Origin of the sequence: Collinsella aerofaciens, assembly GCF_041537385.1 — a bacterium.
In the GTDB taxonomy this organism is placed as follows: Bacteria; Actinomycetota; Coriobacteriia; order Coriobacteriales; family Coriobacteriaceae; genus Collinsella; species Collinsella aerofaciens_BV.
In genome coordinates, this window is sequence record NZ_JBGORS010000008.1 from 14,152 (window position 1) to 25,809 (window position 11,658).

Here is an 11,658-nt window from a genome sequence, read left to right on the forward strand (position 1 = left end):
GCCGTGCCGAACTCTGCCGTAAAACCGCTCATCTTGGTCGTTGAGGACGACCCCGCCGTTCGCAATCTTATCGTTGCCGCGCTCGAGGCGCACGGCTTGCGCCATATGGCTGTGGAGACCGCCCATGCCGCCATCGCCGCCGCCTCGTCGCAGGCGCCGAGCATTGTGCTGCTCGATCTGGGCCTGCCCGATATGGACGGCGTCAAGGTGGTGGAGTCGGTGCGCGCATGGTCGGGCATGCCGATTATCGTGGTCTCGGCGCGCAGCGAGGATGCGGACAAAATCCGCGCGCTCGATGCCGGTGCCGACGACTACCTGACCAAGCCGTTTTCGGTCGAGGAGTTGCTCGCGCGCATTCGCACGACGCTCAGGCGTCTTTCGTATGCACAGACGGGCGGCGTTGCCTCCGAGGGCTCGTTCGATACCGGCGAGCTGCATATCGATTTTGATGCCGGCATCGCCACGATGGATGGCGAGGAACTGCATCTGACGCCGATCGAGTACAAGCTCTTGTGCCTGCTGGCGCATAACGCCGACAAGGTGCTGACGCACCAGTTTATCCTGCACGAGATTTGGGGCACGGCGACTAAGAGCGACCTGGCGAGCCTGCGCGTCTTTATGGGCACGTTGCGTAAGAAGATCGAGTCCGACCCCGCGCATCCGCGCTATATCCAAACGCACGTAGGTATTGGCTACCGCCTAGTTACCCAAGGCTAGATCGCCAACCACCATCCCAATATGAGTTGCGGTGAAATACGGTCTAAATTTACCTAATTCCAGGCAAAACAGTCCGTATTCCACCGCAACTTTGTTATTTGCCCTTGGGCTTGCTGGCGTAGAACTTCTTCTTTTTGGGCTTACCGGCGGGGGAGGGTTTGCCGGCAAAGTTGGACTTGCCGTTGCCGGCCTGCGCGTGCGCGGGCGCTGCTGCACGAGGCTTGCGCGCCTCGGGGTTGCGCAGCTCCTCGGTTCGCTCGGCAATCTCCTCGGCGCTAAAGCCGACCTCGGCCATGGCGTCCTCGATGGGCAGGCGGCGCACGATATAGCAATGGTGCACCTTCTGGTTGCGCGCGAAATCCTCGGGGATGGTTTGCGCCGTAATGTCCTCCAGCACGACGCCCGCGCGTGCGAGCTTGCGCGTCTCGGGGCGGAAGCCGCGCAGGTTGCAGCTAAAGACGGCGTGGCCGCCCTGCGCGAGCAGGCGCGATACGCCAGCCAAAAGCTCAACATGGTCGCGCTGGACATCCCAGGTGCGGCGGCCCATCTTGGACGAGTTCGAGAACGTGGGCGGGTCGACAAAGATCAGGTCCCAGCGGTTGCGCGTCTGGCGCTGGTCGCGAATCCAGGCGAGCACGTCGTCGCGCACAAAGTGATGCTGCGGTCCCACAAAGCCGTTTTGGCGCATGTTGCGCTCGGCCCAGTCCAGATAGGTGTTGGAGAGGTCGACCGTCACGGTCTCCTCGACGCCGCCATCTGCCGCATAGCAGGTGGCAGTGCCGGTGTAGGCAAACAGGTTGAGGAAGCGGCGCGCCTGCTTGGCGTGCTCGCGCACCAGGTTGCGGGTGACGCGGTGGTCCAAGAAGATGCCGACGTCCAGATAGTCGTCAAAGTTGACGGCAAAGGTGAGCCCGCCCTCCTCGATGAGCGGCAGTCGACGGCGCTCGATGTTGGCGCGTTCGCCCGATCCGCCCTTGTCGGCGCCCTGCTTGCCGTACTGCGAGCCGCCGCGCGAGCGCATGCGGGCCTTGGCGTGCACGTGCTCGGCCGGAACATCCAAGATACGCGGCGCGATGGCCAGAATATCGAGCATACGGGCCTGGGCCAGTGCGGGGTCGATGGTCTTGGGCGCGGCGTATTCGGCAATGACGAGCCAGCGGCCCGGCGTCTGCGGGCAACCCTCGTACAGATCGATGGCGGCAGAGTAATCGGGCAGGTCGGCATCGTAGACGCGGTAGCAGCTCACGCCCTCGCGCTTTGCCCACTTGCGACGCAGGCGGGCGTTCTTGCGCAGGCGGTTGGCGAACTGCTCGGACTCGGGGATGAGCACGGGCAGCGGCTTGCCGTCACCCAGGTCGAGCGTGGCGGCAGGCTCGGGCATGAGGGCGCCGGCGGCTTCGTCGCTGATGACGTCGTCGGCGTCCGCGGTCTCGCCCTCGGCGTTTGCGCTGTTCGCAGCCTCAAACGCTGCGGCGGCGTGGTCGAGCGAAGGCCAGACTTCGACGGTCGCCTCTTCGTTGTTGGGCATGACGGCGATGGAGCGCGCGGGCTCGGCGTGGAGCGCGCGGGCCATAAGGCCATCGCGGGTGAGCGCGGTGACCGGCGCCGCGGCAAGCTCGGGCGCGCGGCGCAGCTCACCGATGAGCGTCATTGCGTCGTGCATGAGCGGAAGCGGTGTCTCGGTCGTATCCGCGACTACGGCGGCACCGGCAACGGCACCTGCGTGGTCCAGCACGGTGGCGGACTTGGCGGCACAAAAATCGACAAAACGCTTGTAGCCGGCGCACTTGACCATGCGCTCGGCAGTCTTGCGGGCGGCGGGGTCAATGTCTGCGGCCACGATGCGCGCCTGGCGCTCGCGCGCTGCCGCCTCGCGCTCGCGCGCCTCGGCAAGCAGCTGCTCCCACAGGGCGGCGTCGTGCAGCTGCCAGCCCTCAAAGCCCCAGCGCTCGCGTGTGGCGCCCGGGGCGCGGTCGGTCAGAATGTTCACGGCTTCCAGCAACAGGCCGCCGCCGGCGCACGAGGTATCGATCAGCGTGGGCAGGGCTTCATTCTCGTAATCATCGGCCGTCAGTTCATGCTCGCACAGTGCGGTCCAGCCGACCTGCGCCAGCACCAGGGCGGCGTAGTCGGGGCGCAGCACGTGCGCGCCCTCGCCGGCACGGGTCGCAGCGGCCGGCAGGCGTTTGAACAGCGGGTCGCCCGAAAGGTCCAGGCTTATGCTCGCGCGGCGCTGGCGCAGCGAAAGCAGTAGGTGAACATCGGGGTCGGCGGCATCGACATCGGCGCGACGGCCCGTGGTCTCGGCCAGACGGTCGCACAGAGCGTCTTTGGCACGCAGAGCCGAGAAGCGCGTGTTGCGCAGCTGCTCGGTCAAGCCGCGGGCGGTGATGGCGATGGTGGCGCCGGGGCGGATGATGCTCTCCCAGGCGATGTCGTAAACGCCGTCGTACAACTCATCGGCATCCTGCGCCTCAAAGCGCCCAAGCACCACAAACACGCGGCTGGCCAGGCGCGACCACAGGCAGGCACGGTAGCCTTCTTCGAGCTCGCCCTCAAACGTAGCGCGGCCTTTTAGGCGGCGGACATGCGAAAGCCCGAGCCGTTTAAGCTCGTCGGCGAGTGCGGATTCAAAGCCCTCGGGGCAGCTTGCGTAAAATTCCATGGGTGACCTCTCTGGTTGCGTCGCTCCATTATATGATGGATGCTTCGTTTGCCCTTATCCTCGAAAGGAACCCATATGATTGATGCGTGCCCCGATTCCGCCGTGCTCTTTTTTGACGTGGACGGCACGCTGACGTCGTTCGATCCCGACGATATGACCGATAAGGACTTTTCGGCGGTTCACCCTTCGCAGACGGTCGTCGAGGCGTTTCATCGTCTGCGCGACGCGGGGCACAAGGCGTTTATCTGCACGGGTCGCCCCCTGTGGCTCATCGCCGATAGTCTGCGTGCGCTCGACCCCGCGGGCGTCGTTGCCATGGCGGGCGCTACGCTCGAGGTCGAAGGCCGCGTGGTACACGAGGACTGCTTTGACGAGGACATTGTTGAGGAGCTCGCGCGTCGCATTACTATGGCGGGCGGCGAGGCGTTGTTCGAGACGAACGGTGCCACCTATTCACTTGAGCCGGTTGGTGTCGAACAGTCATTTCTGCTAGGCGCCGGCGTGGTGCATGGCGTTGATCAGATGCGCGTCGATGGGCATTTGCGCGTAGGCAAGGTGTGCATTAACGCGTGCGACCTGGCTCGCGTGGCCAACGATGATGGCTTTATCGATCGCGAGTTTGAGCTGTGCAACACCGGTGGCCAGAATCGCGAGCTGAGCCCCAAGGGCATCGACAAGGGCGTGGGCGTGGCGCGAGCGCTGGAGTATCTGGGCCGCACTGGCAACGCGTGCACCTTTGGCTTTGGCGATTCGGGTAACGACCTGGGCATGCTCGCCGCCGTCGAGACGGCCGTGGCCATGGGTAACGCCATGCCCGAGGTCAAGGCGGTCGCCGACTACGTGACCGACGATGTCGCACACGATGGCACCGTCTCAGCGATGCAGCATTTCGGCCTCATCTAATGAATCCCGCCTTCTGACGTTTGCTCAAACTGCGACTCTTTGCTTTTGCATGCTCAATCGATTTATCAATCCAAACACTGAGGTGTTTATACCGTTCGCCGAGAAGATAAAAACCCGCAGCTCACGCCTTGATAAACATAGGTAAAGTGTTTAGCAGTTTAACGTCCATGTGCAAGCGAAAGGAATCAGGCAGATGGCAATCAAGGTGTTCGCTGACGGTGCAAACCTCGAGGGCATGCTCGACATGTACGAGAACGGCAACGTTCAGGGTTTCACGACCAACCCGTCCCTTATGAAGAAGGGCGGCGTGACGGATTACCGTGCGTTTGCCAAGGAGGTCCTGGCCCACATCACCGATGTGTCCGTGTCGTTTGAGGTCTTTGCCGACGACGTCGAGACCATGGAGGTCGAGGCCCGCGAGATCGCTACCTGGGCCGAGAACGTCTACGTCAAGATTCCGTGCGTGACTACCAAGGGCGAGTCCACCGCCGAGCTGGTCCGCAAGCTTTCGGCCGACGGCATCAAGGTCAACGTCACTACCATCTTTACGCCTAAGCAGGTCGACGAGATGGTCGAGGCCGTTGACGCCGAGACGCCGTCCATTATTTCGCTCTTTGCCGGCCGCATCGCCGACACCGGCGTCGATCCCATTCCGTTTATGACGGAGTCGGTCAAGAAGGCTGCCACCAAGCCCAACTGCGAGGTCCTGTGGGCGTCCACGCGCGAGCTCATCAACATATACCAGGCGGAAGGATGCGGTTGCCAGATCATCACGGTGCCCAACAGCATCCTGGCCAAGCGCAAGAACATCGGTCGCGACCCGTACGAGGTCTCGCTCGACACCGTGCGCGGCTTTGCCAAGGATATCGCCGCGCTCGGTTTCCATATCCTGCCGTAACGCGAACACTGACTACGCCGCGGGCTGCTCGCCCCGGCCTTTCCTTTCCCTATCGCTCACGCGCTTCGCGAGGGTCGCGCTAGGCAAAGGAAAGGCCGGGGCTGCCGACACGAGCTTGCCGGTAGGTTGGTGATAGGCTCCCATATCCTGCCGTGGACAAAGGTACCCCCGCCTGCGCCGTGCAAAATCGAGAGTATTCAGCAAGGTAAAGGCTTTTACCATCTGGTTGAAGCACGGAACAGCCCCCGTTTTGGCTCTGATGACGCTAAAACGGGGGCTGTTTCTTGCTTTTTCGTCTCTGAGGGGCATCCGGAACGGTGGAATCTGCAGAATACTCGCGATTTTGCACGTCGCGAGAGGGGGGACCCTTGCTTTGGCGGTTTACTTCCCCTGCACCATGGTGAGGGAGATCTTCTTGCGGTCGCGATCGACCTTCTCGACCCACACCTTGACCGTGTCGCCGACGCGCACCACGTCGCTCGGGTGCTTGATAAAGCGGTTGGCCAGCTTGGAGATGTGCACGAGGCCGTCCTGGTGCACGCCCACGTCGACGAAGGCACCAAAGTCGACGACGTTGCGCACCGTGCCCTTGAGCTCCATGCCGGGCTCCAGGTCGTCGATGGAAAGCGCTGAGCGGCTAAAGACCACCTCGGGTGCGTCGTCGCGCGGGTCGCGACCGGGCTTCTTGAGCTCGTTGACAATGTCGATGAGCGTGAGGGTGCCGCAGTCCAGGTCGCTTGCCAGTGTCGATATGCTGCCCAGGCGGCGCTCGATGTCGGGCACGCCGCCGCGGCTGAGCTCGCTTGCCGCAACGCCGGCGCGCTCCAGGACGGCCGTGGCCACCTCGTAGCTTTCGGGGTGGACGCTTGTCGCGTCGAGCGGGTTCTTGCCGCCGCTGATGCGCAGGAAGCCCGCGGCGTTGAGATATGCCTTGGGTCCCAGCTTGGGGACCTTCTTAAGCTGACGGCGATCGGTAAAGGCGCCGTTTTCCTCGCGGTATGCCACGATGTTCTTGGCCACGCTCGGTGTAATGCCCGATACGTATCCCAGCAGGCTTGCGCTTGCGGTGTTGACGTCGACGCCCACGCGGTTAACGACGTCCTCCACCACGTGGCCCAGGGTGCGTGAAAGCTCGGCCTGGTCGAGGTCGTGCTGGTACTGGCCCACGCCGATGGACTGGGGCGGAATCTTGACGAGCTCTGCCAGCGGGTCCTGCAGGCGGCGGCCCAGGCTCATGGCGCCACGTACGGTGACGTCCAGGTCGGGATATTCCTGGCTGGCGAGCTCGGAGGCGGAGTACACCGACGCGCCGGCCTCGTTGACGATGGTGTAGCGAAGGCTGGGCGCCTGCTCGGCAATAAACTCCGAGACGACCTCCTCGGTCTCGCGGCTGGCGGTGCCGTTGCCGATGACGATGGTGTTGACGCCGTCCTTCTTGACGAGGCGGGCGAGCTCGCGCTTGGTGCCGTCGACGTCGTGGCGCGGCTTGGTGGGGTAGACCACGCCGTGGTCGAGTAGCTTGCCGGTCTCGTCCATGACGGCGACCTTGCAGCCGGTGCGGTAGCCCGGGTCGAGCGCGAGCACGCGGGCGCCGCGCACGGGGCGTGCTGAGAGCAGGCCTTCGAGATTCTTGGCAAAGACGTTGATGGCCTCGGTTTGAGCGCGAACGGTGAGTTTGGCGCGGGCCTCGCGCTCCAGCGAGGGGGCCATGAGGCGCTTGTAGCCGTTGGCGATGGCGGCGTCAAAGACGGGCGCGAAGACGCCTTGGCGGCGGGGCCAACGGCTGCCGAGGCGCGCCGTGGCGGCGGCGCCGTCGACGTTTACGCGCACGCGGAGCTTGCCCTCGCGCTCACCGCGGTCGATAGCCAGCACGCGGTGGTTGGGTATACGGCGCAGCGGCTCATCATAGCTGTAGTACGGCTCGTAGGGGGTCTTCTCGGCGGGGTCGGTGGCCTCGACGACGATGTCGGCGGTGTTTTGCGTAAAGGCGCGCAGGTCGGCGACGTTCTCGGGATCCTCGGCCACCGTTTCGGCCACGATGTCCGCCGCGCCTGCGAGCGCCTTTTCGGGCGTGTCGAAGCCAGCATCCTCGTTGACGTATGCCGCGGCAGCGTCGAGCGCGCTGCCCTTGGCCGAGGCCTGCATGATGATCATGTTGGCGAGTGGCTCCAGGCCTGCCTCGCGGGCCTTCTGCGCGCGGGTCATGCGCTTTTTGCGGCAGGGCTTGTAGAGGTCCTCGACGCGCTGGAGCTGCGTGGCCTCGCGAATCTGCTGCTCGAGTTCGGGCGTGAGTTTGCCCTGGGCGTCGATGAGCAGGATGACGTCCTCTTTACGCTGCTCAAGATTGCGCAGGTATGACAGACGCTCGTCGAGGGCGCGCAGGGCGACGTCATCCATGCCGCCCGTGGCCTCCTTGCGGTAGCGCGAGATAAAGGGGATGGTGTTGCCCTCGTCGATGAGCTTGACGGCCGCTTCGATGTTGGCGGCCTTAAGGTTGAGCTCGCGGGCGAGCTGGGCGATAAGATCCATGGGACTCCTTGCGTTTAAGGTGCGTTTGCAGCACAGAGCTACCAAGGATACCACCTGCCACTTCGCCCAAAAAAGACTGTTTTGGCGCGGAACCACGAAAGCGGCCTATCTACTACGTTTGAACCGTGTGGGTCGACCATCCCCCGGTTTTCCGAAAATGCGCAACCCGTCTACCTGCGGTTTTTATTCCGCGAAATTTGGCATGGTTAAGGGTGATCGGTTAAACGTAGTAGATAGGCGCGTTTCGTGGCGAACGAATCAAGCCGAGGTGCAAAATAGCCCCCGCCCCAGAAAAATCGTCGGCAAGGTAGCAAAAGGCCCCGCGGGCAGGAGGCTGCTCGCGGGGCAAAGAAGAGGGGCTTGTTGGTGGCGGACCGAAGGGTTCGGCATGGGGTTTCTGCCGCGGCCGCTCTTAAGGCGTTACAGCTCGACGAGCTGGCCGGTCTCGGCGGCCTCCTTGATGGCGTTGAGAAGCGTGAGCGTCTTGACGTTGTCGGCGGGGGTCACGACGGGCTCGACCTCGCGGCGGACAACCTTCACAAAGTGCTTGAGCTGCATCTTGTGCGGCAGCGCCGGGTCCACGGCCGGGATCTCCATCTGCAGCGGCTTGTGCCAGTTGGAGGCGCCGTCGTAGGAGAACTGGTGCAGGCGGGGCAGCGAAAGGGCGCCCAAGGTTCCGCCGATAAAGTAGGCGTCGGCGTCGAAGGGACGGTACTGCGGATCCTCGCGAGCGGTGGCCTCCCAGTTCCAGGGGCTGGCGGTGGCGTCGGAGATGGTCATGCTCGCGAGCGCGCCGTCGGCAAAGCGAACGTTGACCACGGCGGAGTCCTCGGTCTCAAAACCGCGGGCGGCGCTGGACTGCATGCCCTGGACGGCAACGGGCTCACCCAGCAGGTAGCGGAGCAGGTCGACGTCGTGCACCAGGTTGACCAGGATCGGGCCGGCACCCTTCTTGCGGCGCCACTCGACGTCAAAGTACTCATCGTTCTTATAGATCATGTAATGGAAGCTCGACACGGTGAGCTTGCCCAGCTCGCCGGACTCGATGATCTCCTTGGCCTTGTTGACGAAGGGGTTGTGGCGACGGTGCTGGCCCACGAGCACGGGCACGCCGGCGGTCTCGGCCTCGGCGGCGAAGGCCTGGGCATCCTCGAGGTCGTTGGAGATCGGCTTTTCGACCAGCGGCACGATGTTGCGCTTCACGGCCTCGCGGGCAACGCCCAGATGCAGGTCGTTGGGGGTGGCGATGATGACGGCCTCGGGCTTGACCTCGTCCATCATCTGGGCGGGATCGGTGTAAAACGGCACGCCGGCGGCCTCGGCCGTGGCGCGGGCGCCCTCAAAGGCGTCGGCGATGGCGACGAGCTCGGCCTCGGGCTCCTCAGTAACAAAGCGGATGTGGTTGCGGCCCATGGCGCCGGCGCCGATAACGGCAATGCGGACGGGGTTGAGCTCAGACATTTCGACTCCTTAATACTGGTGACCGGTGGAATGCGACAAGAGGACGGCCCTTGTCGCGTCAAGCAAAACTAGGCGGACTTCTTCTTGCTGTCGGAGACCATCATGTAGACGGTGAGCACGACGGCGATGGCGGCGATCACAATGGCGCCGTAGAAGGACTGCTGGTAGGCGGCGCTGCCGGCCTCGGCGTGATACAGCACGGCGGTGATGGGCTGGCTGATCCAGGTAGAAGCGGCGTAGCCCAAGAACATGATGCCGTAGTTGACGCCGATGTTGCTGGTACCGAAGGCGCCACCGGTGAGCGGCGGGTAGATGACGAGCAGGGCGCCAAAGCTAAAGCCGAGCAGGGCGAGCGCCACAAAGAACATACTCTGCGTAAAGCTCATCGACATGATGACGAGCGCGACGATGGTGACGACAAGGCTGATGAGCAGCGACTTGTAGGCGCCGAGCTTGTCGATGATCTGGCCAAAGGACAGACGACCGACCAGGTTGGCACAGGTGTTGACGGAGACCACCACACCGCCGAGGGCGACGGCCGCGGCGCTCGTGGGGTCGGCGAAGAGCTGGACGGCGGCGATGGAGGCAACCTTGCCCACGAGCAGGGTGCCCGCGGTGGCGGCAAAGGCGAAGGTGACGATGAGGATCCAGAAGCGCGGGGTCTTGACCATCTCGCCCGGGGTGAGGTCGCCGAAGGTGCCGGCGTGCGCGCCGCCCTTGGGGGCCTCGAAGCCCTCGGGCAGCCAACCGGCCTCGGGGGCCTTCAGGAACAGGGCGGAGGCGGCGATCATCACAAAGAAGATGACGCCGAGTGCCTTAAGGGCGCCAAAGATACCCAGGCTCGGGATGAGCAGCGAGGCGAGCACCGGGGACAGCACGGCGGGGCCAGCGGTCGAAGCGGCCAGGGTGATGCCGGAGGCGAGACCCTTCTTGTCGATGAACCACTTTTGGCCGGTGGTGAGCGCCGGGTTGTAGCCCAGGCCGTTGCCGATGGCGGCGATGAGCGAGAACCACAGGTAGAACTGCCACGGGTCGGTGACGGTGCCGGACATGAACCAGCCCACGCCGTAGCACACGGCGGCGGCGATTACGACGTTGCGCGGGCCGATCTTATCGGAGATGCGGCCGGCGAAGATGCCCGTCACGGCCATGATGGTCTGAAAGACCGGGAAAGCCCAGGTAAGGGCGCTGGACCACTCGGGGTAGACGGCGAGCAGGTTCTTGCTTACGACGGAATACAGCGCGATGGAGCTGATGAAGAACATGGTGACGCACGCGGCGGAAAGCACGACGGCGCGGCCCTTGTTGGAGTTGGTGGAAGCCATTGGACTCTTTCTAATCGATACGGGGGGAGGAGCGGGCGTGTCCGCGGGCCTCCCTGTCAGGTTGGTTTACTGGTCAGTCGGCTTCGCGACGCCGGACTCGTCGGACCAAAGCTCGACGCCCTTGTTCTTGAGGTAGTTGTCGGCAAAGGCTCGGCGACCGCCGGGCTTGGCGGTGAGGTCGCCCATCATATTGGAGAAGCCGCCATCGACTTTGATGGCGTCGCCGGTGGTAAAGTCCGAGCGCTTGGACGCCAGGAACATGACAGCGTTGGCGATATCGCTGACCTCGCCGATGCGGCGCGTGGCGATGAGGCGGCTGCGGCTCTTCTCGACCTCGGGGTCGGCGTAAAAGCTCGCCGACATGGGGGTCTTAACAAAGCAGGGCTCGACGCAGTTGGAGCGCACGCCGTAGGGACCCCACTCGGCGGCGAGCATCTTGGACATCATGTTGACGCCGGCCTTGGTGGAGCTGTACACGCCCGAGAACGTCTCGGGGGAGTGGCTGGCGACGGTCGAGATGTGCACCAGGCGGCCCTGCCCGGCCTTGATCATCTCGCGACCAAAGCGCTGCGAGGTGATGAAGTAGCCGGTGAGGTTGACGTTGATGACCTCGTTCCAGTCGGAGAGCGGCAGGTCCTCCATGGCTGCGAAGCGCAGGATGCCGGCGGTGTTGACGAGAACGTCGACGCGGCCGAAGTCGGCGATGGTGGCGTCGACGGCGGCCTGAACCTCGGCCTCGTCGGTGGCGTTCATCTTGTAGCCCTCGGCGTGGATGCCAAACTCGGCGGCGAGGTCGGCGGCTGCGGCCTTGACCTTTTCCTCGTCCAGGTCGAGCAGGACGACGTTGGCGCCGTTGCGGGCGAACTCGCGGCAAATCTCGACGCCCATACCGCCGAGCGCTCCAGTCACAGCGCAGACATCGCCCTCGAGCTTAAGCCAATTGCTCATAGGAACTTCCCTTCTTGTGCCTCCCTGTGGGTCGCTCCCATTAATCGACCCACGTGGTTTTCGCTGGTTATCGTATGCTTTGCATTTGCGCAGGTGAATTGCATATTTGTTAGAATAGCGTTAACCGCAGGTTTACACCGTACGGTGCAGTTTATGCTCAATTGAGCGCGTAACCTGCGAAAACGACCCCCTTCGGCAGTTCATTGCCATGC

The 11,658-nt window shown here is 63.8% G+C and carries 8 protein-coding genes; 3 read left to right on the forward strand and 5 right to left on the reverse strand.

Annotated features, from left to right (window positions below; genetic code table 11):
• Positions 1-3: 3 nt before the first annotated feature.
• A complete protein-coding gene (locus ACEG18_RS08690) occupies positions 4-717 on the forward strand; it encodes a response regulator (RefSeq protein WP_117648427.1) in 714 nt (237 codons plus the stop codon).
• 94 nt (positions 718-811) lie between these two features.
• On the opposite strand, the gene rlmKL is transcribed toward ACEG18_RS08690, so the two are convergent.
• Entirely contained in the window at positions 812-3,382 is a 2,571-nt protein-coding gene (gene rlmKL / locus ACEG18_RS08695) for a bifunctional 23S rRNA (guanine(2069)-N(7))-methyltransferase RlmK/23S rRNA (guanine(2445)-N(2))-methyltransferase RlmL (RefSeq protein ID WP_372542343.1), read from the reverse strand.
• 75 nt (positions 3,383-3,457) lie between these two features.
• Here rlmKL and ACEG18_RS08700 point away from each other — a divergent pair, with 75 nt between their 5' ends.
• Together ACEG18_RS08700 and ACEG18_RS08705 are read left to right on the forward strand one after the other, a co-directional pair.
• Complete coding sequence (locus ACEG18_RS08700) at positions 3,458-4,285, forward strand: HAD-IIB family hydrolase (protein WP_372542345.1); 828 nt, start codon at positions 3,458-3,460, stop codon at positions 4,283-4,285.
• A gap of 193 nt (positions 4,286-4,478) precedes the next feature.
• Positions 4,479-5,183: a transaldolase gene (locus ACEG18_RS08705; protein ID WP_372542346.1), complete on the forward strand. Its 705-nt coding sequence runs from the start codon at positions 4,479-4,481 to the stop codon at positions 5,181-5,183.
• 381 nt (positions 5,184-5,564) lie between these two features.
• Here the strand turns inward: ACEG18_RS08705 and ACEG18_RS08710 are convergent, their stop codons facing one another.
• From ACEG18_RS08710 to ACEG18_RS08725, 4 genes are all read right to left on the reverse strand, one after another.
• Positions 5,565-7,712: a Tex family protein gene (locus ACEG18_RS08710; protein WP_372542347.1), complete on the reverse strand. Its 2,148-nt coding sequence runs from the start codon at positions 7,710-7,712 to the stop codon at positions 5,565-5,567.
• A 420-nt stretch (positions 7,713-8,132) separates the two neighbouring features.
• On the reverse strand, positions 8,133-9,173 hold the full coding sequence (locus tag ACEG18_RS08715) for a Gfo/Idh/MocA family oxidoreductase (RefSeq protein WP_117655361.1): 1,041 nt from the start codon (positions 9,171-9,173) through the stop codon (positions 8,133-8,135).
• 68 nt (positions 9,174-9,241) lie between these two features.
• On the reverse strand, positions 9,242-10,498 hold the full coding sequence (locus tag ACEG18_RS08720) for an MFS transporter (RefSeq protein WP_372542348.1): 1,257 nt from the start codon (positions 10,496-10,498) through the stop codon (positions 9,242-9,244).
• Positions 10,499-10,564: 66 nt separating this feature from the next.
• Positions 10,565-11,446, reverse strand: a complete 882-nt coding sequence (locus ACEG18_RS08725; protein WP_117786805.1) for an SDR family NAD(P)-dependent oxidoreductase — start codon at positions 11,444-11,446, stop codon at positions 10,565-10,567.
• Positions 11,447-11,658 lie beyond the last annotated feature (212 nt).

Excerpts from the sequence above, each read along its gene's own strand:
- ACEG18_RS08705 (WP_372542346.1), top strand. The coding sequence starts at position 4,479 with ATGGCAATCAAGGTGTTCGCTGACGGTGCAAACCTCGAGGGCATGCTC.
- ACEG18_RS08700 (WP_372542345.1), top strand. The coding sequence starts at position 3,458 with ATGATTGATGCGTGCCCCGATTCCGCCGTGCTCTTTTTTGACGTGGAC.
- ACEG18_RS08720 (WP_372542348.1), bottom strand. The coding sequence starts at position 10,498 with ATGGCTTCCACCAACTCCAACAAGGGCCGCGCCGTCGTGCTTTCCGCC.
- ACEG18_RS08715 (WP_117655361.1), bottom strand. The coding sequence starts at position 9,173 with ATGTCTGAGCTCAACCCCGTCCGCATTGCCGTTATCGGCGCCGGCGCC.
- ACEG18_RS08710 (WP_372542347.1), bottom strand. The coding sequence starts at position 7,712 with ATGGATCTTATCGCCCAGCTCGCCCGCGAGCTCAACCTTAAGGCCGCC.
- ACEG18_RS08725 (WP_117786805.1), bottom strand. The coding sequence starts at position 11,446 with ATGAGCAATTGGCTTAAGCTCGAGGGCGATGTCTGCGCTGTGACTGGA.
- rlmKL (WP_372542343.1), bottom strand. The coding sequence starts at position 3,382 with ATGGAATTTTACGCAAGCTGCCCCGAGGGCTTTGAATCCGCACTCGCC.